Source organism: Bradyrhizobium sp. USDA 4538, assembly GCF_024171045.1.
GTDB classification, from domain to species: Bacteria; Pseudomonadota; Alphaproteobacteria; order Rhizobiales; family Xanthobacteraceae; genus Bradyrhizobium; species Bradyrhizobium australafricanum.
Genome location: NZ_JALJZE010000001.1, coordinates 4,821,802 through 4,844,190, shown reverse-complemented (window position 1 = coordinate 4,844,190; position 22,389 = coordinate 4,821,802). Strand labels below are relative to the sequence as shown.

Annotated in this window: 20 protein-coding genes; 6 read left to right on the top strand and 14 right to left on the bottom strand. The window is 64.6% G+C overall.

What is annotated here, in order from left to right; genetic code table 11:
• Nucleotides 1-113 precede the first annotated feature (113 nt).
• The 7 genes from J2R78_RS21835 to J2R78_RS21805 form a co-directional block, all read right to left on the bottom strand.
• The gene (locus tag J2R78_RS21835) at nucleotides 114-2,438 is read right to left on the bottom strand and encodes a bifunctional diguanylate cyclase/phosphodiesterase (protein ID WP_076828017.1); all 2,325 of its coding nucleotides are present in this window, start codon (nucleotides 2,436-2,438) and stop codon (nucleotides 114-116) included.
• 184 nt (nucleotides 2,439-2,622) lie between these two features.
• Entirely contained in the window at nucleotides 2,623-3,915 is a 1,293-nt protein-coding gene (gene tolB / locus J2R78_RS21830) for a Tol-Pal system beta propeller repeat protein TolB (RefSeq protein ID WP_375167131.1), read from the bottom strand.
• Between the two features lie 103 nt (nucleotides 3,916-4,018).
• Nucleotides 4,019-4,951 (bottom strand): cell envelope integrity protein TolA, encoded by a 933-nt coding sequence (locus J2R78_RS21825; RefSeq protein ID WP_253606781.1) that lies wholly within the window; start codon nucleotides 4,949-4,951, stop codon nucleotides 4,019-4,021.
• Nucleotides 4,952-4,981: 30 nt separating this feature from the next.
• Nucleotides 4,982-5,449 (bottom strand): biopolymer transporter ExbD, encoded by a 468-nt coding sequence (locus J2R78_RS21820; protein ID WP_016846953.1) that lies wholly within the window; start codon nucleotides 5,447-5,449, stop codon nucleotides 4,982-4,984.
• A 34-nt stretch (nucleotides 5,450-5,483) separates the two neighbouring features.
• Complete coding sequence (gene tolQ, locus J2R78_RS21815; RefSeq protein WP_016846954.1) at nucleotides 5,484-6,197, bottom strand: protein TolQ; 714 nt, start codon at nucleotides 6,195-6,197, stop codon at nucleotides 5,484-5,486.
• Between the two features lie 666 nt (nucleotides 6,198-6,863).
• Nucleotides 6,864-7,250: a fluoride efflux transporter CrcB gene (crcB, locus tag J2R78_RS21810; protein ID WP_253606780.1), complete on the bottom strand. Its 387-nt coding sequence runs from the start codon at nucleotides 7,248-7,250 to the stop codon at nucleotides 6,864-6,866.
• Nucleotides 7,251-7,494: 244 nt separating this feature from the next.
• Nucleotides 7,495-8,094: a superoxide dismutase gene (locus J2R78_RS21805; protein WP_016846956.1), complete on the bottom strand. Its 600-nt coding sequence runs from the start codon at nucleotides 8,092-8,094 to the stop codon at nucleotides 7,495-7,497.
• Between the two features lie 139 nt (nucleotides 8,095-8,233).
• Between J2R78_RS21805 and J2R78_RS21800 the strand changes: the two genes are divergently transcribed.
• The 3 genes from J2R78_RS21800 to J2R78_RS21790 all read left to right on the top strand — a co-directional run bounded on the left by J2R78_RS21800 (nucleotide 8,234) and on the right by J2R78_RS21790 (nucleotide 10,985).
• The gene (locus J2R78_RS21800) at nucleotides 8,234-8,764 is read left to right on the top strand and encodes a GNAT family N-acetyltransferase (RefSeq protein ID WP_253606777.1); all 531 of its coding nucleotides are present in this window, start codon (nucleotides 8,234-8,236) and stop codon (nucleotides 8,762-8,764) included.
• Between the two features lie 136 nt (nucleotides 8,765-8,900).
• Nucleotides 8,901-10,280 carry an MATE family efflux transporter gene (locus J2R78_RS21795; protein WP_253606775.1) on the top strand — a complete coding sequence of 460 codons (1,380 nt, stop codon included), beginning with the start codon at nucleotides 8,901-8,903 and terminating at the stop codon, nucleotides 10,278-10,280.
• Nucleotides 10,281-10,541: 261 nt separating this feature from the next.
• A complete protein-coding gene (locus J2R78_RS21790; protein ID WP_253606774.1) occupies nucleotides 10,542-10,985 on the top strand; it encodes a DUF2147 domain-containing protein in 444 nt (147 codons plus the stop codon).
• A 244-nt stretch (nucleotides 10,986-11,229) separates the two neighbouring features.
• On the opposite strand, the gene J2R78_RS21785 is transcribed toward J2R78_RS21790, so the two are convergent.
• From J2R78_RS21785 to J2R78_RS21765, 5 genes are all read right to left on the bottom strand, one after another.
• Nucleotides 11,230-12,378 carry a DUF3095 domain-containing protein gene (locus J2R78_RS21785; RefSeq protein WP_253606772.1) on the bottom strand — a complete coding sequence of 383 codons (1,149 nt, stop codon included), beginning with the start codon at nucleotides 12,376-12,378 and terminating at the stop codon, nucleotides 11,230-11,232.
• A gap of 171 nt (nucleotides 12,379-12,549) precedes the next feature.
• Nucleotides 12,550-13,755 (bottom strand): zinc metallochaperone GTPase ZigA, encoded by a 1,206-nt coding sequence (gene zigA, locus J2R78_RS21780; RefSeq protein ID WP_253606770.1) that lies wholly within the window; start codon nucleotides 13,753-13,755, stop codon nucleotides 12,550-12,552.
• Between the two features lie 261 nt (nucleotides 13,756-14,016).
• Nucleotides 14,017-15,879: a molecular chaperone HtpG gene (gene htpG, locus J2R78_RS21775; RefSeq protein ID WP_253606767.1), complete on the bottom strand. Its 1,863-nt coding sequence runs from the start codon at nucleotides 15,877-15,879 to the stop codon at nucleotides 14,017-14,019.
• A 91-nt stretch (nucleotides 15,880-15,970) separates the two neighbouring features.
• Nucleotides 15,971-16,777 (bottom strand): MBL fold metallo-hydrolase, encoded by an 807-nt coding sequence (locus J2R78_RS21770; protein WP_253606765.1) that lies wholly within the window; start codon nucleotides 16,775-16,777, stop codon nucleotides 15,971-15,973.
• Between the two features lie 60 nt (nucleotides 16,778-16,837).
• Nucleotides 16,838-17,818: an AraC family transcriptional regulator gene (locus J2R78_RS21765; protein ID WP_253606763.1), complete on the bottom strand. Its 981-nt coding sequence runs from the start codon at nucleotides 17,816-17,818 to the stop codon at nucleotides 16,838-16,840.
• A 184-nt stretch (nucleotides 17,819-18,002) separates the two neighbouring features.
• Between J2R78_RS21765 and J2R78_RS21760 the strand changes: the two genes are divergently transcribed.
• Nucleotides 18,003-18,521 carry a sigma factor-like helix-turn-helix DNA-binding protein gene (locus tag J2R78_RS21760; protein ID WP_253609880.1) on the top strand — a complete coding sequence of 173 codons (519 nt, stop codon included), beginning with the start codon at nucleotides 18,003-18,005 and terminating at the stop codon, nucleotides 18,519-18,521.
• Here the strand turns inward: J2R78_RS21760 and J2R78_RS21755 are convergent.
• Nucleotides 18,500-19,594: an asparaginase gene (locus J2R78_RS21755; RefSeq protein WP_253606761.1), complete on the bottom strand. Its 1,095-nt coding sequence runs from the start codon at nucleotides 19,592-19,594 to the stop codon at nucleotides 18,500-18,502. The two genes, J2R78_RS21760 and J2R78_RS21755, sit on opposite strands and share 22 nt — an antisense overlap.
• A 112-nt stretch (nucleotides 19,595-19,706) precedes the next feature.
• Nucleotides 19,707-20,123, bottom strand: a complete 417-nt coding sequence (locus J2R78_RS21750; RefSeq protein ID WP_305884494.1) for an AMP-binding protein — start codon at nucleotides 20,121-20,123, stop codon at nucleotides 19,707-19,709.
• A gap of 89 nt (nucleotides 20,124-20,212) precedes the next feature.
• Here J2R78_RS21750 and J2R78_RS21745 point away from each other — a divergent pair, with 89 nt between their 5' ends.
• Together J2R78_RS21745 and J2R78_RS21740 are read left to right on the top strand one after the other, a co-directional pair.
• Entirely contained in the window at nucleotides 20,213-21,385 is a 1,173-nt protein-coding gene (locus J2R78_RS21745; RefSeq protein ID WP_253606759.1) for an acyl-CoA dehydrogenase family protein, read from the top strand.
• Between the two features lie 148 nt (nucleotides 21,386-21,533).
• Nucleotides 21,534-22,148, top strand: coding sequence for a TetR/AcrR family transcriptional regulator (locus J2R78_RS21740; RefSeq protein WP_168858399.1), 615 nt, complete (start codon nucleotides 21,534-21,536; stop codon nucleotides 22,146-22,148).
• The last annotated feature ends 241 nt before the right edge of the window (nucleotides 22,149-22,389 follow it).

The following is a 22,389-nucleotide window of genomic DNA, read 5'->3' as shown; positions in this document are numbered from 1 at the left end:
TTAATTTCCGTCAAAGCAATCGAGGCAATACAGTTAACCTCCGACCCAAGGGCACACTACGAATGGTGCAGTCGAAGGTTCTCGCAACTATCGATTGAGTATATTGCGCCGGATCAAGCGATCGAGCGCGAGGGAACCACGTGCAGTTGCTCGTCGGTCCGCCGGCCGTGCGAGGCATTGAGCAGCTGGCGGATGCGGACGGAGGGAACCGGCCGGCTGAACAGGTATCCCTGTGCTTCGGTCACCGCGCCATCGGCGCTGATCAGTTCGAGCTGCTCATTGGTCTCGATGCCCTCGACAACGACCGACATACCGAGATCCGCCGACAGCCGCGCCACCCCGCGCAGCAGGGTCAGCGGACGGTCGCTGTCGATGCCTTCGAGGAAGGACCGGTCGATCTTGACCTTCTGCAGCGGGAAATTGTGCAGGTAGCTGAGCGACGAGTAGCCGGTGCCGAAATCGTCCAGCGAGATCCGCACGCCGAGCGAGCGCAACTGGGACAGCAAGTCGTGGGTCAGCTCGGTGTTGTGCAGCAGCGAGGATTCGGTGATCTCGATCTCGAGCCGGTGCGCCGGCAGGCCGGAGACCTCGAGCGCGTAGCGAACCTCGCTCAGCACGTCGCGCTGGTGGAACTGCTGCGGCGAGAAGTTGACCGCGACGCTGACCGCCTCGGGCCACTTCATGCATTCCATGCAGGCCTTGCGAAGGATCCAGCGGCCGAGATCGACGATCAGGCCCATGTCCTCGGCAACGGGAATGATGTCGACGGGAGAGACCGTACCGCGCGCCGGATGGTTCCAGCGTAGCAGCGCCTCGCAGGTGCTCACCTTGCCGGACTTCAGGTTGATCAGCGGCTGGTAGAACAGCTCGAATTCCTCGTTGGCGAGCGCCTTGCGCAGGTCGAGCTCGAGGATGCGGCGGGCCTCGACGGTTTGCGCCATCTCGTCGCGGAAGAAGCAGAAGGTGCCGCGGCCGTCGGCCTTGGCGCGGTAGAGCGCCATGTCGGCGTTCTTCAGCAGCGTGTCGGCGCCGACGCCGGGCGCGGTCATCGCGATGCCGACGCTGGCGCCGATCTCGACCAAATGGTTGTCGATCTTGTAGCGCTCGCTGAGGCGGTCGACGATGCGCCGAGCCAGCGCCGCAGCGTCCTCGTGCGAGTGGATGTTCTGCTGGAACACCACGAACTCGTCGCCGCCGAACCGCGCCACGAAATCCTCCGGCCGCAGCATCTCGCGCAGCCGCTCGGCGACCGCGCAGAGCAGCTGGTCGCCGCAGGGATGGCCGAGCGTATCGTTGACCTGCTTGAACTGGTCGAGGTCGACGAACAGCAATGCGGAGCGATGATCGCCGTGCTGCATGGCGAGCAGCCGGCCGATTTCGTCGCGGAAATTGACGCGGTTGGGCAGCGCGGTCAGCTCGTCGTAGCGCGCGAGGTGGCTGATCCGGGCCTCGGCGTCCTTGCGCTCGGTGATGTCCTCGACCAGCACCACGGTGCCGCCCCCGGCCATCGGCTGGAAAGTCCAGTCGAGCGAGCGGTTCTTGGTGGGATCCGGATCGCTGGTGACGATATCGCCGCGCTGCGAGCTCTCGATCTCGTAGAGGATCTGCTGTGCGGCCGCGGCCGAGATCGAGCCGGACAGGACACAGGCGTTGCAGATGTCGGTCGCGCTGGCGCCGCGCTGCACGAAATCGTCCGACAGCTGCATCATCTCGATGAAGCGGTGGTTCATCACCGCAACGCGGCCATCAGCGCTGAACATGCACAAGCCGTGCGGCATGTTGTTCAGCGCGGTATCGAACTGGCCCGCCAGCGCGGCCTCGCGCTCCTTGGCGATCCAGGCGTTGACGTAGATGCGCTGCAGGCTGGAGGTCAGGTGCCGGATGGCGCTGAAGAACACCAGGCTGAGCAGCGCAAGGGCGATGTGATAGGGGCCGCCGACATACATCAGCGCCAGGATCAAGGGACCGATCGACATCAACAGATGCAGGTGGAAGATCTGCGGCCGGCCGAAGGTCCGCCCTACCCCCGCCGAGGTGTAGGCGACCACCGTGGTCACGCACAGCATGTGCGCGGCGGCATCATTGGTCGTGAGGAGCACGGTGACGCCCCAGATGCCGAGCGAGATGCCGTAGGCGATGGTGCCGATCCGGTAGCGCTTCTCCCAGGTCACGGACTCTTCGACGGTGAGCCGGGAATTGCGCTGCTGGTAGCGGTACATCTGCAGCGCGCGCGCCAGCCCCACCACGATGAACAGCGGCACGCACAGCCAGCACAACAGATTGCTCGTCACAGCCGCAATCACGGCGCCCGCAATGGCGGGGCCGAAGGCGCCGAAGATCATGGGCGCTGGGTTCATGAACAGGGAATCGACCAGCGCCGCGGAAATCGTCGGCGACATCGACCGGTCCGGTTCACCCGTCTGACTTGCAAACTGCATTGTGAGAGCGCGCGTCCTTTTCAGCTCGCACTCTTACTGATCGCAGGTGAAGTCTTTCTGAGCGAACATCGTTAGCAAGTCCTTGCCGCGCTAGGACGACGGCCGGAATTCACCATGAAATTCAGTGCGCTAGGTGAGAAGCCGCGACTGCCGCCGAGGTTCCCGGAGCAGCTCTGCACCCAGCTCACGACAACAGCGGTGACCAGGCCGGGTCGGAGGCAAAGCCCGGGGTCGGTACCCGCAGCTCGTTGCGGCCGGAGACGTCGATGGTGAACAGCGACGGGCCGCTGTTGCCGCCCGGATCGCGGAAGAACATCACGACGCGCCCGTTCGGCGCAAACGTCGGGCCTTCATTGTGGAAGCCCGAGGTCAGGATGCGCTCGCCCGAGCCGTCGGGTTTCATGATGCCGATCGCGAACTGCCCGCCGCCCTGCTTGGTGAAGGCGATGTAGTCGCCGCGCGGCGACCAAACCGGCGTCGAATAGGTGCCGTCGCCGAACGAGATGCGCTGTGCACCGCCGCCGGTTGCCGGCATCACGTAGATCTGCGGCTTGCCGCCGCGATCGGATTCGAAGCACAGCCGCGTACCGTCGGGCGCGTAGGACGGCGAGGTGTCGATTGCCGGCGTGTCGGTCAGCCGCGTCATCGACTTCGAGCGCAGATCCATCACGAACAGGTTGGAGTTGCCGCCCTGCTGCAGGCTCATGATGACGCGCTGGCCGTCGGGCGAGAAGCGCGGCGAGAACGACATGCCCGGGAAGTTGCCGACGATCTCGCGCTGGCCGGTCTCGATGTTGAGCAGATAGACGCGCGGGTCGCCCTGCCCGAATTCCATGTAGGTGATTTCCTGGGTCGACGGCGAGAAGCGCGGCGTCAGCACGAGGTCCGAACCGCGGGTCAGGTAGCGCACATTGGCGCCGTCCTGGTCCATCAGCGCAAGGCGCTTGACGCGGCGATCCGCCGAGCCGCTCTCGTCGACGAACACGACGCGGGTATCGAAATAACCCTTCTCGCCGGTCATGCGCTCATAGATCTGGTCGGAGATGATGTGCGCGATGCGCCGCCAGTATTCGGCCGAGGTGTCGTACTGCTGACCGGCGAGCTGCTGGCCGGTGTTGACGTCCCAGAGCCGGAATTCCGCCTTCACCCGCCCGTTGCCCTGGCGCGTCATGCGGCCGGTCACCAGCGCCTGCGCGTTGATGCTCTTCCAGTTGTTGAAGTTCGGCGCCGCGTCGATATTGATCTGCTTCTCGAGATAGGCGGCCTGATCGATCGGCGCGAACAATCCGCTGCGCTTCAGGTTGTTGGTGATCACCTGCGTGACGCCGACACCGACTTCGGCATCGCCAGGCGTGCCGGCGGCGAAGTTCGGGATCGCGATCGGCACCGGCGCGAACTCGCCCTCGGTGATGGTGATCCGCTTCTGGGCGGACGCGGGGCCGGCGAGACCACCCAGCATCGCGCCGGCGGACGCCATTCCGGCCAGGATCTGCCGGCGGCTCGGACGGAATAGCGTGTGAGGCAAGCGGGTCTTGTCAATCATCGTTCGAACTCATGCTCGTAAACGGTAGCGTGCAATTTCAGCTCTGCCTCTCGGTGAAGGCCGGCTCGAAGAACTGCCACTCCTCAAAGAATGCTGGAGGCAATCGATAGGGCTGGCACTCGATGATCGCGCGCAAGCCGCTCTCCTGATACACCCGAAGATAAGGCGTCTTCGCGTTTCCTACCACGACCGGCATGCCTTCCAGCGTGCCGTCGCGCTTCAAATGGATGGAGAACACGGCTTCTGCCATCTGTGCCTCTATTCCACCGTAAGGCTTCTTCCAGCAGCGCTCGACCTGCTGCCGGAACATCGCGCCCCAGGTCGCGGAATTGTCGGCAGCCTTGCCCTTCGCGGTGCCGAGCGCCGCATTGGCATTGAGCGTATCGCCGGTCGCCGCGGCGCGCGTCGGGTCGCGCTTGTCGAGCAGGGCTGCGATCTTGCTCTGGTCGAACACGCGATCCTTCGGCTTCTGCTCCGGCGGCGGCTTGGCGGCCTGCGCAACCGGCTTCGGCGGCGGCTTCTTCTCTTCCTTCTTGATCGCTTCCGCGATCGGGTCGGGCTTCACCGGATCGGGCTTCTTCTCGACCGGCCTCGGCTCTTCCTTCGGCTTGTTCTCGACCTTCTTCGGCGGATCCGGCTTCTTGTCTTCCGGCTTCTCCACCTTCGGCGCCGGCTGCGGCGCGGTGTCGGTCACGACCGGGGGCTTTTTCTCCTCGACCTTGCCGACGGTGTCGTCGACCGGCTTGGCTTCGGCGACCTTGTCGACCAGTGGCTTGGGATTTTCCTTCTTGCCGTCCTTCTGACCGGCCATGACATGCGAGAGTTGGTCGGGCGAGATCACGTCGACGGCAACCGATTCCTCTTCGGGCATCACGTACGCCTTGGTCGACCACGACACGAGGCCCCACCCGATCACGAGGACGTGCAGGACAATCGATGCCGCCAGAGTCTTGTCGACCTTGACCTTCAAATCAGGCTTCCCCGTGCCTTGGCATGGTGGTTATCCGCCTTCCGGGATGATGACGATATTCGCCTTGAATCCCGCGGCCCGGACCTCCCCGAGCAGTTTCATCATATCCGTGTAACAGACGTCCTTGTCGCCACGCAGATAGACCACTTTTTCGGCATCCGACCGGGCGTCACCGATCGCCTTGATCTTGGCCGGAAAATCGGCGGCCGTGACCGGCGCGTCACCCAGATAGAGCTCGACATTCGAGTTGCAGCCGCCACCGGTGCGCTTGACCGACAGGGTCAGCGGCGGCTGGTTCGACGAGATCGACTTGCCGCCGCTCGCCACCGGCAGGTCGATGTCGATGTTCGACGTCATCAGCGGCGCCGCCACCATGAAGATGATCAGCAGCACCAGCATCACGTCGACCATCGGCGTGACGTTGATCTCGGCCATGACCGGCTTGCGCCCGCCGCGGCGGCGTCTGCCACCGCCGGACCCTGCCATGCTCATCGCCATGATCGCACACCCGCAAAAGTGACCATCATCTAACTCAACCCCGCTCGTCGATCTGACGGGACAGGATGGCGGAGAACTCGTCGGCGAACCCCTCCAGGCGCGCGGCCTGCCGGTTCACCTCCGAAGTGAACTTATTGTAGAAAATAGTCGCCGGAATTGCGGCAATCAGGCCGATTGCGGTGGCAAACAGCGCTTCCGCGATACCGGGCGCCACCACCGCCAAGGAGGTGTTTTTCGAGGCCGCGATCGACTGGAAGCTCGACATGATGCCCCAAACGGTGCCGAACAGGCCGACAAAGGGACCGGCCGAGCCCACGGTGGCGAGCACCAGCAGCCGGCGTTCCAGCCGCTCCACCTCCCGGGCGATCGAGACGTTCATGACCTTCTCGATCCGCGCCTGCAGGCCGGCAAAGGACCGCGACTGGCTCTCGAAGGAGCGCTTCCACTCCCGCATCGCCGCGACGAAACAGGCCGCCATCGACTGGGTCGGCTTGGCCGACAGCGCGCGGTAGAGTTCCTCGATCGACTGGCCGGACCAGAACGCCTGCTCGAACTTGTCCATGGCCCGCTTGGTGCGGGCGTAGAGCAGGATCTTGTCGATTGCGATCGCCCAGACCCACACCGAGCAGGACAGAAGTCCCAACATCACGCATTTGACGACCCAATGGGCCTGCCAGAACAGCGCGATCAGCGACACGTCGCTCGATGCCAGTGGCAGAGTTGACTGAGCCACGTCGGCGGGATTCATCGGCAATATCCTCTCAACGCAAGTGTCCCAATTCGGCGGGCCGCCAATCGGCACCCCTTCCACGGCCGCGCGCCCGGCGCGGCAAAACTGCGCGAGAGCCTCTTACATCTGTCGCATGGGGGGCCCGTCCAAAGCCGGGCCCTGCTTCCCCTGCCAACATGTCAAAACGAGGGCTTTTCACGCGTCATTCCGACCCTAACCAAACGCTAATCATGGTTAAGGCGAGGTTACCAAAGGGAAATTTGGAGGCGGGAAATGCCGCCGGCCGGGGAGGTTGGCGGGTTCCACAGATGAACAGTTTCCGCGGGATGGAAGGTGGCGAGACCCTCCCCACGTCGTCCCGGCGAAGGCCGGGACCCATGACCACCGCACTCAATCATGAACGGGATTGTGGCCAGCGCGCGCAACAATTGAGATTTGGGGTAATGGGTCCCGGCCTTCGCCGGGACGACATTGCGTGTGTGGCGCGGTCTATGAGTTACACATCCACATTCTCCCGACATGATTTGTCCGAGCTTTGCATCTCATTCCGCCCTCCCTTGATCAAAAGGCGCAGGGAAAGCCGGGTCCCGATCGCACCCATGGGGCCCCGTGCAAAAGGTAAAAAGCCTTGCCTGCGGCACGCGCGCGCGAGAGCGCCCGCGAGGCATGACGACCGAGCGCATCTCACGTCAAATGCCGCACGATCGCGAGCCCGACGAACAGGCCGGCGATCGAGAGAGCCACCGAGCCCGCGACATACAGCACCGCAAGGCCGAGCTCGCCGCGCTCATAGAGCAGTGCGGTGTCGAGCGAGAAGGCGGAGAAGGTGGTGTAGCCGCCGAGGATGCCGGTCATCAAAAATAGCCGCCAGGGCTGCGAGGCGTCGCCCTTGAAGGCGAGATAGCCGGCGATCAGGCCCATCACGGTCGAGCCCGTGATGTTGATGATGAAGGTGCCGTAAGGAAACGCGGTGCCGATGCAGCGCGCGCAGGTGACGTTGATCACCTGGCGCAACGTCGCGCCGAGACCGCCGCCGAAGAAGACGAGGAGATAGCTTGCCGCGTTACCCACCAATGCCCCCGCTGGTGTGTGTCGAGTGAGGGCGCATCTTGCCGCACACTCAAATCACCCACCCCTGAAAGGGGAGGGTCGACGCGAATGAAATGAGCGGCGGGGCGGGGTCACAGTCTCTCCATTGAGAGACTGCTCGTGCTGAGAGATGACCCTCCCCGTTTCGCATTTCGCTTCGCTGCATGCGAAACGACCCTCCCCTTTCAGGGGAGGGTGAAGAAATATGCGACGGTCGAAGCCGCGCTTAGCCGGCCTTGCCGAACAGCTCGTCGACATAGTCCCAGTTGACGAGGTTTTCGACGAACGCCTTCAGATAGTCCGGACGGCGGTTGCGGTAGTCGATGTAGTAGGAGTGCTCCCAGACGTCGACGCCGAGGATCGGCACCGCGCCGTGGACCAGCGGGTTCTCGCCGTTCGGAGTCTTGGCGACCTCGAGCTTGCCGCCCTTGACCTGCAGCCAGGCCCAGCCGGAGCCGAACTGACCGGCGCCGGCAGCGGCGAAGTCGGCCTTGAACTTGTCGAAGCCGCCGAGGTCCTCGTTGATTTTCTTCTCGAGCCGGCCGGGCAGCTTGCTTCCGCCGCCATTCGGCTTCATCCACTTCCAGAAATGGATGTGGTTGTAGTGCTGACCGGCATTGTTGAAGACGGCCGCGTTCTTGCCGAACGAACCCTTCACGATCTCCTCGAGGGACTTGCCTTCGAATTCGGTCCCCTTGATCGCGTTGTTGCCGTTGGTGACGTAGGCTTGGTGATGCTTGTCGTGGTGAAACTCCAGCGTTTCCTTGGACATGTAGGGAGCAAGGGCGTCGTGGGCGTAGGGCAGATCGGGTAGCGTGAAGGTCATGGGGTAATGTCCAACAGAGGGTGGGAGACTACACTTAACGGGCCCCCCTTATAGAAGGTTCCATGGCGGAGAAACACCGCATTTTCGGATCGCCCATGACAGATCGGCACAGCCCGAACCAAGACCAAGGACCCAGACGATGAGCATCGAAATCGACATTCTCAACGGAGATGCGTCGTGGCGGCGCGCCGAGCCGCTGCTCCAGGCGGTCTGGAGCCCGGATGCCGCCGAGAAGCCGGTCTGGGCGGACATCAAATGGGCCCACGCGGATTTGCGCGTACTGCTCGATGCGCCCGACGACAGCGGGCTGGCCTGCCATGTCGGTATCTATTTCCGGACCATCACCTGGAATGGCCACAAGGTGCATGTCGGCGGCATCGGCGGAGTCTCGACCCGTGCGGACTGCCGGCGGCGCGGCTATGCGTCACTGGCGTTAGATGCCGCCGTGCACACCATTCGTGCCAACGACGCGGTGAAATTTGCAATCTTATTCTGCGAGCCGCACAATTTCGCGTTCTACCAAGCGCGCGGCTGGCATCCCTTCAGCGGCGAAGTCTATTGCGAACAGCCTTCCGGGGAGATCCGCTTTGAGGCGATGGCGCCGTTCGTCAACGACATCGTCCGCGCGCCGCGCCAGGGCAAGATCGACCTATGCGGCCTGCCGTGGTGACCCCTGCATCGGCGGCGGTGGCGATGATCGGTGCAACATCGTAACATGTCGATCATCATTTATTGATTGCGAGCCCGGTTCACTGGCGTTGGATTGCAGTGCGCCCCTCTCCCGCTTGCGAAGTGAGCCGTGACGCATGACCATTGATGCCTCGATCGACGACGTGCAGCCGGCCACGCCCGCCACGCCGGTCAATGACCTGCTGACCGCGCCGATCCTGCCGACGCTGCTTCGCCTCGCGATCCCGAACACCATCGCCATGTTCGGCTCGACGCTGGTCGCGGTGGCCGAGACCTCTTACATCGGCCGGCTCGGCACCGAGCCGCTGGCCGGCATTGCGCTGGTGTTTCCGTTCGCGATGCTGACGCAGATGATGTCGGCCGGCGCGATGGGCGGCGGCGTCTCGTCGGCGATCAGCCGCGCGCTCGGCGCCGGCGACCGCGACCGCGCCGCCGATCTGGCGCTGCATGCGGCGATCATCGGCGGATGCGCCGGACTGTTCTTCACCGTGATGATGCTGGGCTTCGGCCGAAACTTCTATGCGCTGCTCGGCGGACATGGCGGCGTGCTCGAGCAGTCGATGCATTACTCGCAGGTGCTGTTCTCCGGCGCGATCTCGATCTGGCTGGTCAACACGCTCGCCTCCGTGGTGCGCGGCACCGGCGACATGCGGATTCCCTCGATGACTCTGATCACGGTCTCGATGATCCAGATCGCGGTCGGCGGCGTGCTGGGTCTCGGGTTGTTCGGCATGCCCGGTCTCGGCATGCGCGGCGTCGCCGCCGGACAGCTCACGGCCTTCACGTGTGGTGCGATCTTCCTCGCCTGGTATCTCGCCTCTGGCCGCAGCCGGTTGAAACTCGACTTCGCCGCCTTCAGCTTCCAGCGCGCGATGTTCCTCGACATTCTCAAGGTCGGCGCGATCTCCTGCCTGTCGCCGCTGCAGAGCGTGCTGACCATCCTGATCTTCACCAAGATCCTGGCCAGCTTCGGCACCGAGACGCTGGCCGGTTACGGCATGGGCTCGCGGTTGGAGTTTTTGCTGATCCCGATCGCGTTCGCGGTCGGCGTCGCCTCGGTGCCGATGGTCGGCATGGCGATCGGCGCGGGACTCGTGACGCGCGCCCGCAAGGTGGCGTGGACCGCCGGCACCGTCGCCGGACTTGTCGTTGGCTTCGTCGGACTTGTGGTCGCGCTCAAGCCGACGCTGTGGATTGCGCTGTTCACCACCGATCCCGGCGTGACCGCCGCGGCTTCGTCCTATTTCGCGCTGGCCGGCCCGGGCTTCGGCTTCTTCGGCGTCGGCGTCTGTCTCTATTTCTCCTCGCAGGGCGCGGCCAAGGTCGGCGGACCGGTGCTGGCCGGCACCATCCGCCTGCTGCTGGTCGGCATCGGTGGCTGGTGGCTCGCTACCGTGAGCGCCCCGGCGTGGACGCTGTTTGCGCTGGTCGGCGGTGCGATGGTGGCGTTCGGCCTGGCCACCATCATTTCGATCCGGCTGACCCGCTGGAAATAAATACGACGCAGCGCCCTCGCACCGGAGCGTTGCCTGAGCATGACTGCTCCTGAAACAGGCACCAGATTTTTTTTGGGAGCGCGCTCACCTGATCGCGCGAATATGACATTGCAGAAATTCTTCGACTTGTTATGCAGGCCGACCACTAAAGCGCGATGAGATTGGGTCGAATCGTCATCGCGCTTTAGCTCTTTGTTTGATCATGATCTTTTCGGAAAACCGCTTCGCACTTTTCCGGATCATGCTCTGGGGGAATGAGCCATGGCCTGCAGATTCGAATTCATGATCGCAATCATTGCGACGGCGCTTGCCGTGCCCGCCGCGCATACGCAAGGCGCGCCTGAGCCGGTCGGCGTTTGGCAGACCCAGGCCGGCGATGCCCGCGTCAAGATCAGCAAATGCGGCGGCGGCATCTGTGGCGTGGTGGTGAGCCTGCGCGACCCGATCGATCCGATGACCGGCAAGCCCCAGCTCGACAACAAGAATCCGAATCCGTCGCTGTCCAGCCGGCCGATCATCGGGCTGCCGCTGTTTTCCGGCATGCATCCGGTTGCCGCGGGCAAATGGTCGGGCCAGATCTACAACGCCGACGACGGCGGCACCTATGCGAGCAGCATCTCGGTGACCGGCGAGAGTACGCTGCGCGTCGAAGGCTGCGTCGGCGCGCTGTGCGGCGGCGAGACCTGGACGCGGGTGGGGCGGTAATTCTGAGCCGAGCGGCAACCGCGACGGGACCGTGCTCCCTCGCCCCGCTCTTGCGGGGAGAGGGTTGGGGTGAGGGGCTCTATCCGCGTAGCCATATCTGAATTGTAGTCAGCTCACCGTCGATCTCGCGAGTCGGATGAATATCTCCTTGCGGCCACTCATTGCCTGCCCTCACCCGGAAGCCACGCGAGGCGTGGCGTCCGACCTCTCCCCGCAAACGAGCGGGGAGAGGTGAGAAAAATTGCTACACCGCGCGCGCCTTCAGCACCGTCGCGGCCGAGGCGTAGCCGCCGCGGGCGCCGTCGATGAAGTGGACGTGGTCGGCGCGCATCACCGACGGGGTGAAGCAGGTCATCATCGCGGCATCCTGCTCGTGCAGGCCATAACGCACGATGCCCTGCGCCGCGGCGGCGGCGAGGCGCTGCTCGATGTCGGAAGCGAGCTCCGGCGTGCAATCCAGGATCATGCGCAGGCCGTCGTCGAACTTGCGGAAGTCTGAATTCTCGACGACCTGCTGCAGATAACGTTTCGGCGCGAACTTGCCGACTGGGATGTTGAACCGCATCAGCGTATAGGCCCACAGCGCGAATGTGAGCACCGCGGCGCGCCGCAGCGCGAGCGGGCCGCGGCGCCGTGCGCGCGCCTCGTACTCCATTCCCTGCGGCGGCCAGTGCAGCGGCGGTCCGCTGGCGGGCACCGGCCGTCCGGCATCGGGACTCTTCTCGACGCGGACGACGATATCCTCGATCACCTTGCGGAAGGACGCGGGATCGGCGTTCTTCGCCGGCAGCACCAGCACCGACATAATGACGCCGCGCGCGGACGGCATCACCTCGAAGCGGCAGGACAGGCCGGACAAATCGGGTTGCGTGCCCTGAGGCGCCGGATCGACCGCGAACTCGGCGCGCTTCATCGCGGCATCGGCGTAAGCAAGACCGCCGCCTGAGAACATCGCATAGGACAGATTGGCCGACGGCCCGAAGCGCGCTACGCGGACATCGGCGCCCGCGGCGCGGATCGCCGCCATCGGCACCAGCGCCACCCGCAGCACCAGATCGAGGTCGTCGTGCACCCAGCGCGCGGTCGCCGCCAGCGCCTCGCGTGCCTTGTCGAGATCGGCGGGCGCGACCGCAAAACTCGCACCGTCGCCGCCGAACACGAAGGGGAATTCGCGGCCCTCCAGCGCATTGGTGACGGCGGCGACCACCGCGGCGCCGGCCATGTTGACCGCCTTGTAGCGCTGCGCCGCGATCGCCTTGGTCGATTCCACGATATCGGCGACGCCGACCGTCCAGTCATCCGGCAACGGCGCATACAGCGCGGGGTCCATCAGCCGCGCGAAGCCGCGAAACACCGGAATGCCGCCGTAGAAGATATCGCTGCCGCCAGCCATCGCAACGCCGCGCCGTTTCCGCCCTGATGCGGGATTCTCTAGCAGATACGGCCCGGGTTGGGACCGGTTTTAGAAGCGTAGCCCGGATGGAGCGCAGCGAAATCCGGGAACCTCTAAAGCGGCGGGAGACCCCGGATTGCGCTCCGCTCCATCCGGGCTACGGTGACTGTCTCACGCCGCCTCGCCTGCCCTGCTCCACGGCGGAAACGGATCGCGCAGCCCGGCCCAGGCCTGCGGGTCCATGCCCGGTCTGCCGGTGACGAGGCAGGCATCGAGCCTGCGGCGGATGTCGTCCTCGTTCGTGCCGGAGCCGATGAAGACCAGCTCCTGCCGGCGATCGCCGTAGAGATCGTTCCAGCTCCGCTGCATCATCAGCCGCCAGTCCGGATGATCCGGCCAGCGCTCGCGCGGGATCGCGGCCCACCACGAACCGAGCCCTTCGGTGCGGACGATGGCGCCGGCCTGGCTCAGCTCGCCGCACCAATCCGGGCGCGTCGCGATCCAGAAGTGGCCCTTGGCGCGGATCACGCCTTGCCAGCTCTCGCGCAGGAAGGCGTGGAAGCGCAGCGGATCGAACGGGCGCCGCGCGCGGTAGACGAAGCTCGTGATGCCGTATTCCTCGGTCTCCGGCACGTGCCCGGCAAAGCCATAGAGCTCTTTGTGCCAGAGCGGATGCTGCTGCGCGCGCTCGTGGTCGAAGCGGCCGGTGTCGAGCACGCGGTCGAACGGGACCTTTGCGAAATTCGCCTCGACCAGGTCGGCGTCGGGATTGAGCGCACGCACGATGGTGCGGGCGGCCTCGCGCTCTGCCTGCGTCGCGGCATCGATCTTGTTCAGCACCACGACATCGGCGAACTCGATCTGCTCGACCAGTAGATCGACCAGCGTGCGCTTGTCGCCGTCGAGCGCTTCGCCGCGCTGGCTGAGGAAATCGGTCGAGGCGTAGTCTTTCAGGAGATTGGCGGCGTCGACCACCGTGACCATGGTGTCGAGCCGCGCGATGTCGGAGAGGCTCTGGCCATCTTCATCGCGAAACTCGAAAGTCGCGGCGACCGGCAGCGGCTCGGAAATGCCGGTCGATTCGATCAGGAGATAATCGAAACGGCCGCTCTCGGCGAGCGCGCGCACCTCCTTCAGCAGATCGTCGCGCAGGGTGCAGCAGATGCAGCCATTGCTCATCTCGACCAGTTTTTCGTCAGTCCGGGACAGGTTCGCACCGCCATCGCGAACGAGGTCGGCGTCGATGTTCACCTCGCTCATGTCGTTCACAATCACCGCAACCTTCAGACCGCGGCGGTTGTTCAGGACGTGGTTCAGCAAAGTGGTCTTTCCAGCCCCGAGGAAGCCGGACAAGATGGTGACGGGGAGTTTTTGCATCGAGATCAAACAGTTGCTGGAGGGATCGGCGGCGGCGGGACATGGGGCATTCGCTTGATGTTATGTTATAACATAACATCAATGAGGCGCGGCCTGTCAAGCGCCTGGGCGGCGCAGTCAGCCTGCCAGTTTTAGGAATGCGTAGCCCGGATGAAGCGAAGCGAAATCCGGGGCCGCGCTATCCACGGATGGACCTGTCCCGGATTGCGCTTCGCTCCATCCGGGCTACGGGCTCAGGATGACGGGTTCAGAGTTCGCGCTCTACTTCCCCAATCCGCGCAGCACGAGCTGGTTCATGCGCCCAGCGAACGCGGCGGGGTCGTCGGGCATCTCGCCGTCGAGGATCTGCGCCTGCTCGAACAGCAGCAGCGACAGGTCCTTCGCCTGCGCGGTATCGGTCGCGAGCGCCGCGACCAGCGGGTGGCGCAAATTGATCTCGAGCACCGGCTTTGTGATCGCGCCGCGGTTCTGCTGGGCGAGCAGCCGCTCCAGCGCGCGGTCGCGCGCATCGCCGCCGGCAACGAGGCACGACGCGCTCGCGGTCAGCCGCTGCGAAGCCCGGACGTCGGAGACGCGCTCGCCGAGCGCGTCCTTGATCACGGCGATCGTGGTCGCCGCGTCGGCCGCGGGTTCGTCCTTCTTGTCGTCCTTGTCGTCGGCAAGCGGGATCAGGCCGAAATCGACATCGCCCTGGCTCAGCGACTTCAGCGGCTTGCCGCCGAAATCGAGCGGCGCCGAGGTCCAGAACGCATCGACCGGATCGGTCAGGAGCAGCACCTCGATGCCGCGGGCGCGCGCCGATTCCAGCTTCGGGTTCGACTTCAGCCGCTCGACGCTGTCGCCGACCAGATAATAGATCTCGGTCTGGTTCGGCTTGAAGTCGTCGACAACCTGCTTCAGCGAGCGGTTCTCGCCCGACGTCGTGGTGAAGCACGCGAGTGCCAGCAGCTTGTCGCGGCGCTCGAAATCCTCCCACAGGCCTTCCTTGATCACCGGGCCGAACGCGTCCCAGATCTTTGCGAAGGTCTCCGGCTCCTTCTCGCCGAGCGTCTCCAACTCGCCGATCACGCGGCCGGTGACGGCCTTGCGGATCTGCGCGAGTTGCGGATTGTTCTGCAGCATCTCGCGCGAGATGTTGAGCGGCAGATCCTCACTGTCGATCACGCCGCGGATGAAGCGCAAGTAAGCCGGCAGCAGCTCGGCATCGTCGGCGATGAAGACGCGGCGGACGTAGAGCTTGACCTTACCCTTGCGCTCGACCTGGAACAGGTCGAACGGCTTTTGCGACGGCGCGAACAGCAGCACGGCGTAGGACTGCCGGCCCTCGGCACGGTAATGCAGCGTCATCGCCGGCTCGTCGAACGCGCCGGCGATCTGCTTGTAGGCCTGGGCGTAATCCTCCGGCTTGAGCTCGGATTTCGAGCGCTGCCACAGCGCGCTCGCCGAGTTGATCTGGCGCGGCTCGCCCTCTTCCGGCACCAGCAGGATCGGAAACTGGATGTTGTCGGAATATTCGCGGACGATGCGCTCGATCTCGTAGGCCTCGAGATACTTGGCGGCGTCCTTCTTCAGATGCAGCACGATCTCGGTGCCGCGCGCGACACGCTGGGCGGCCTCTTCGCCCGCCGGTGCGATCTCGAAGCCGCTGCCGCCTTCCGACGTCCACCCCCACACCTCGTCCGAGCCGGCGCGGCGGCTGGTGACGACGATCTTTTCGGCGACCATGAAGGCGGCATAGAAGCCGACGCCGAACTGGCCGATCAGGTTGGCGCCGTCCTTGGCCTCGGTGAGCTTCGACAGGAACGATCTGGTGCCGGAGCGCGCGATGGTGCCGAGATTGTCGATCAGCTCCTGGCGCTCCATGCCGATGCCGGTATCAACCACGGCAAGCGTGTTGGCCGCCTTGTTCGGGACGATCCTGATCTCCGGCGGCGTGCCGTCCGTGATCAGGGACGGATTGGCGATCGCCTCGTAGCGCAGCTTGTCGCAGGCATCCGACGCGTTCGAGATCAACTCGCGCAGGAAGATATCGGTCTCGGAATAGACCGAATGCACCATCAGGTGCAGCAATTCGGCAACCTCGGCCTGGAACGGCTGGGATTCGGCAGCGGCAGTTGTGGTCATGCGGAAACTCGGACAATCGGTAAGGGGCGGGAAAGCCCTGATATAGCGCGATCGCGCCGCGTGGCAAGGTTGCCAAAAGCGGCCGGAACCGTCAGTCCGCGATCGCCGCAATATAGCGCTGCACCGAGCGGTCGAACGCCGCCCTGGCGTCGGAGGCGATGTTCTTGCCCCACCAGGCGCCGTAGATCCGATCATAGGCCAGCGGCTCGACCACCCGCGCGACGCGGCGGACCGCCGATGCATTGAGCGGGATATAGTTCGGGTAGGAATACATGAAGCTGACCGAGCGGCGGTCCATCGCCACCATCGCGATATCCCCGGTCAGAAGCGCGCCGCGCCCGTCGGCGCCGTTGCGCCAATGCAGCATGGTGGCGCCGGCAAAATGCCCGCCGCCGCGCACCAGCAGGATGTCGTCGGAGATGCGATGGCTGTCCCCCTGCCACGGCACGATCGACGGATAAGGCCGCGTCACCCATTGTGCATCGTCGCCGTGCAGATAGACCGGGGCATTGTCGAACGCCGCGCTCCAGTCGGCGACCGCGCCATAATAATGCGGATGCGAGATCGCGATTGCCTTCAGCCCGCCGAGCGATCTGACATGCGCGATCGCCTCGGCGGTTGCCAGCGGCACGCAGTCCCACATCACGCAGCCGCCGCGGTCCGGCACCAGCAGCGCGCGCTGCCCGATCGCAAAAGACGGCTCGAGCGCGATCCCGACGAGGCCGAGATCGTCGCGCCAGACCAGTCTGTGCCGCTCTGCGAGCTCCTCGCGCGTCAGCCACGCCTGCCCTTTCCAGTTCACATATTGCCGCTCATCCTCGCAGATCAGGCAAGCCGACGGTGGCGCCGCGGTTTCAGGATATTGCGCGCCGCACTGTTCGCAGGTCCACAGAGGCATTGGCAGCGCCCTCATTGCGATGAAGCTGGTCTCCTGATCTACGTCAGCGACATGCGGCATTCAATGCCGCCGCCCCAGTTCCATCTGCATCTCCGCCGGTGCTACGCCGAACTTCCGGCGGAACGCGCGATGGAAATAAGAGAGGTCGTTGAAGCCGACCGTATAGGCGATGTCGCTGACCTTGCGGCCGGCGCCCTCTTCGTGCAGCAGCAGCCGGCGCGCCAGCAGCAGGCGCTGCTCGAGGACGAACTCCGAGAACGTCGTCCCTGCGGACGCGAACAGGCGCTGCGCCTGGCGGGTGCTCAGCGCATTCGCCCTTGCTATGGCTTCGATCGTGAGCTTACCGTTGTCGAGATTTTTGAGAACATCGGCCTTCATCAGATCGAGCCGCGCCTTCGCCACGCCGTCGCGTGCCGACAGCTGCTTTGTCTCGGCGCTGCTGCCGAGAACGAGACCCACCAGGTCGGCGAGATGGTGCGCCGCTGCCCGCTGGCCGGGCACGTCCAGATCGCCGGCAAGCTCGGTGCAGAGCACGGAATAGCGCTCGATCATCGCGCCCAGGGCCGGCTCGCGCCCGAGTGCCCGCGCCAGCTGCGTCTCCGCCGAGGGCGCGATCTGGAGCAGCAGGCGCCGCGGAAACCGCGTCGTCGTAAAGCTGCCCGACCGGGTGAGATCGGCGGTGCCGACGATATTCATTTCGGTGAGGCACATCTGGCCGCGCTGAAGCTCGATCGCCTTGCCTGCCTGCGTGACCTGCACCGTGCCGCGCGTCGCAAAGATCAGGACAAGATCGTCGCAGCCGTCATTCAAAAGCGCGCGGGTGCGGGCGAAGCGGGCCGAGCCGCCGCGCGGCGTCGCGATGGCGACCGTATGCAGCAACGTGAACTCGTTGTGGCAATCGATGCGGTTGTCGTCGGTCGGTCCGACGTCGAGCCGGCAGAAGCCGCGGCAAATCCCTTCGCGCCATGCCTCATAGGCCGGCCCTTTCGCCAGCCCATGATGGAAGATCGAGAACCGGTTGGGCACCTGTGTCTCGGACATGATCCGCGCTCCGACGCTCGATCGATCAGGGCTGACACGATCGATCGCTTGCTGCCCGCCGCGCGCATGTCGTGTGCGCACGTCGTTCCTGTCCCTACGCTTGGCGCGACGGTCCACGACTCCGGCGCGGAGCCTGATACCACTCCGCCGATTGCCGGTAAAGCTATTCACGAGATGCAACCCTATGATGCGAAGTGCGAAAGCCGGGAATAAAACGGCGCAGCAGTTTCGCGACGCGGCATTGCCGTGTCTCGACGATGCCTATGCGTTCGCCCAGGTGCTGATGCGAAGCGAGGCGGACGCCGAACTGGCCGTGCAGGAATGCTATCTGCGCGCACTGCGCCGGTTCGACGGCGTTCGCGGCCCGGCCATCAGGCCGTGGCTGCTCGCGATCCTCAAAGCCGTTTGCCAGGAGAAACTCGGCCAAGAACTAGGCGGCGAGAATGTAGCGCCAGAACGGCGCGACAGCGCAACAATCCGGCAACTGATCGACGATCTGCCCGCCCTGCTCCGCGAAGTCATCGCGCTGCGCGACTTGATCGATCTGTCCTACAAGGAGATCGCCGAAGTCGCCAGCATTCCCGTCACCACCGTGATGTCGCGCATCGCGGAGGCGCGCGCCCTGCTGCTCGCGGCGAACAAGGCCGCGCAGGTGAAGCCAGGCGCCTCAAAACCGGTGGTCTACCGCGCGAACGCCTGTTGAACCGCCGACGGCTCGGTGATGCCGTTCGCGATCAGCAGCTCGAGCAATACCCGCGCCTTCTGCGGGTTGAGATCGAGCGAGACCGCGAAGCCGAGCTTGTCGTCCTCGACCTCGACGTTGCGGTTCACGAAGCCTGAGCCGACCCGGGTCGAACGCACCACCACGACGCCCTGCTTCGCCGCGGCGGCCAGCGCATCGATCGCGCCCTTCGATGAATTGCCGTCGCCGACGCCGGCCAGCACGATGCCCTTGGCGCCGCGCTTGACCGCATCCTCGACCTCAGCGGCGTCCATGTTGGCGTGCGAATAGATGATGTCGACCCGCGGCAAGGGCGGCGCATCCGGCAATTTCAGCTTGGTACCCCTGGCTGGAGCGGCCGGCTGCAGGAAGCGCAGCGGGCCGGTGTCGACATAGCCGACCGGGCCGGCTTCGGGCGAGCGGAACGTCTCGACGCTGGTGGTGTTGGTCTTCTGCACCCAGCGCGCGGCATGGATGGTGTCGTTGAGCACCACGAGCACGCCGCGGCCGCGGGATTCCGGGGCCGAGGCGACCCGCATCGCCTCGTAGAGATTGGCCGGACCGTCGGCGCCGATCGCGGTCGAGGGCCGCATCGATCCGACCAGCACGATCGGGACGTCGGTGTCGAGCACGTTTTGCAGGAAGAACGCGGTCTCCTCCATCGTGTCGGTGCCATGGGTGATGACGACGCCGTCGACCTCCTTGTTGTCAATGGCCGCGTGGATGCGCTTGACGAGGTCGAACCACACGTTGTCGTTCATGTCCTGCGAGCCGATCGACGAGATCTGCTCGGCCGACATCTGGGCGAGCTTGTCGATGCCCGGGATCGCCGCGACCAGGTTGGCCGCACTGACCTTGCCTGAGTCATAGGCGTTGCCGGCGCGTGCGCTGGCCTGCCCCGCGATGGTGCCGCCGGTACCGAGCACGAGCACGCGGGCCAGCGCGGCGCCGGTGGCCTGTTGTGCTGATACCGGCGAGGCAAGCCCGATCATGAGGGCTGCGGCGAGGCCGAGGAAGAGCCGAACGGAATAATTGGATTGAAACGAACGTGGCATGATCTTCTCCCCAAAGCGACAGGTCGCCAGTCCACAACTCGTGGTTTTGTCCCGTAACAAGTGGACAAAGTTGCGGCGGAAGATGCGATGGTCGGAAGCCGGATCGAAGCGTTTAGTGAGCTCCAAACGCGTTGCGCAACTCGATCTCCGTCCCGACGGTTCGCCAGATCGAACGATCGACGAACAGCACCCGATCCTCGGCATGGGCGAGCAGTCTTGCGATGTCCGGCGCGTGCAGGCGCGCATTGATGGTGTGCAGCACCGCGCCCATGCAGGGCACGGCGACATAAAGCTCGAGGTGACGGCGCGAGTTCCAGGCCAGCGTGGCAACGCGCATGCCGCGCTCGACGCAGATCTCGGCGAGGAAGTTGGCGAGCTGGCCCGCGCGGCCGAGCAGCTCCGCATAGCTGATGACATGGATGCGGTCGCAATACCGCGTCATCACCGTCTTGTCCGGATAGAGATCCGCGACCCGTTCTCTCACCAGATTGAGGGTGAGCGGGACCTGCTGCATCAAGCCTGCGAGCATCCCGTGTTCTCCGGAACTTCCGCAAAACCTTGACATCTGCCGGGAGGCGGTGCAACATTTTTCGAAGATTATTCGACTTTTGGTGCGCCATGCATTTTGAGCTTCCCGACGACCTCCGCGTTCTGCAAGGCCGGGTGCGTGAATTCGTGCGCAGCGAGCTGCAGCCGCACGATGTCGCGATCGAGGCAACCGGCAAGGTGCCGGACAGCGCCATGGCCGGCCTGCGCAGGATGGGATTGTTCGGCACCAACACGCCGAAGCAATTCGGCGGCCTCGGGCTCTCGATGCTGGGCAGCTGCATCGCGATCGAGGAGCTCGCGAAGGCCCACACCGCCTTCTACTATCTGAGCGGGGTCAACGTTCACATCGGCTCAAAGGCAATCGAGCTCTACGCGCAGCCGGCGGTTCGCGACCGATGGCTGCCGGAACTCGCCAGCGGACGGGTGATCGGCGCGTTCGCGCTGACCGAACCGAATGCCGGATCCGATGCCGCCCGGATCCAGACCCGGGCGCGGCGGGACGGCGATCATTACGTGCTCGACGGCCGCAAGACCTATATCACCAATGCGCCCGCGGCCGGCGTCTTCACGGTGTTCGCCACGCTCGATCCCTCCGCCGGCGCCAGGGGCATCGCGGCCTTTGTCGTCGACGCAAAGACGCCGGGCCTTGCCATCGGCCGCCTGGTCGAGATGGCTGCCGGACGCGGCTCGGAGCACGCCGAAGTGATCTTCGAGGATTGCCGTGTGCCGCGCGAGAATCTGCTGGGACAGGAGGGCGAAGGATTCGCCATCGCGATGCGGTGCCTAGATGCCGGGCGCACCCATTGGGGCGCCTATTGCGTCGGCGCGGCGAGCCAGCTGCTGGACTACGCTCTCGACCATGTCTCGGAGCGCGAGACGTTCGGACGCAAGCTGCGCGACCATCAGGGCATCGAGTGGCAGATCGCCGACATGGCGAGTTCGCTGCATGCCGCGCGGCTTGTCGCCTATGAGGCAGCTTGGCGTTACGACCAGGGCGATGCCGCCGCCCGCACCGCCGCGGCAGCGCTCTCCAAATATACCGGCGCCGACATGGTGCAGCGCGTCGCCGACACGACCATGCAGCTGTTCGGCGGTGCCGGTTATTCAAGAGACCTGCCGATCGAGCGCATCTGGCGGGAAACGCGGGTGGTCCGCATTCTGGACGGCACCTCAGAGATCATGCGCCAGATCATTGCCCGCAACGCGTTCCGCAGCCACGAACGGCGCAATGCGCCGGTCTGATCGGCACTTACGCTGTATGTCGTCGCAATAGCGCTTGTGTTCCGATCTCGCTGCCTTACTGTTTTTATGGGACGAGATTCTTGCTTTGACGCGTCTTCCTTGCGCGAACCGGTATCCACTTCGCGCGAAAACGCTCTTGGAGACCACCGTGGCTTCGGGGACGACACTCAAGCTCAAGCAGCAACGCAGCCGCGACCGGCGCGAGCAGATCCTCACGGCGGCCACCAAGCTGTTCGGCCAAAAAGGCATCGACGGAACCTCGCTCACCGAGGTCGCCGCCGCGGCGAAAGTACCGCTCTCCAGCATCTATGATTATTTCGAGGACAAGCGCGCGCTGGTGCTCGATGTGCCCGAGGGCAATTTCGAGGCGCTGTATCAGAAGACCGAGCCGCTGCTGGTCAAGGGTGGCGATCCCGTCGAGCAGCTCCGCATCATCTTCCTCACCAACTTCCAGTACATCAAGGACAACCCGAGCTGGGGCCGGGTGTTCTTCCTCGAGATCTGGCCGAGCGTGCTTGCCGCCGAGCCGCGGATCAAGAAGGCGGTCGACAGATACGCGCTGCGCTATGTGCAGCTGATCAAGCAGGCGAGCCGCGCCGGCACCTATCGCCGCAATCTCGATCCCTACACCGCGATGTCGCTGATGATGGGCGGGATGTGCCACCTCACCGCGGTCTGGCTGCTTTACGGCCGCAAATACGATCTGGTGAAGAAGGGTAAGGCGCTGTTCACCACGCTGCATAACGGGTTTGTGCAGCGTTAGCCGCGCCGGTGCACGGCCGGCTCTCGTAGAATGGGTAGAGCGAAGCGAAACCCATCATTCGTCAGGTCGACACGGAGTGATGGGTTTCGCTTCGCTCTCCCCATCCTACGCACCGCGTGGTTCGCGGCGCGAACGATTTGATCCAAATTCATCGCTGTTTGGCCGGCTGTGGCGGCGATCCGTTTCCGGAAAACCAATACACAACCGTCGAAATCTTGTTCTAGTATGACGTCGTGGGCGA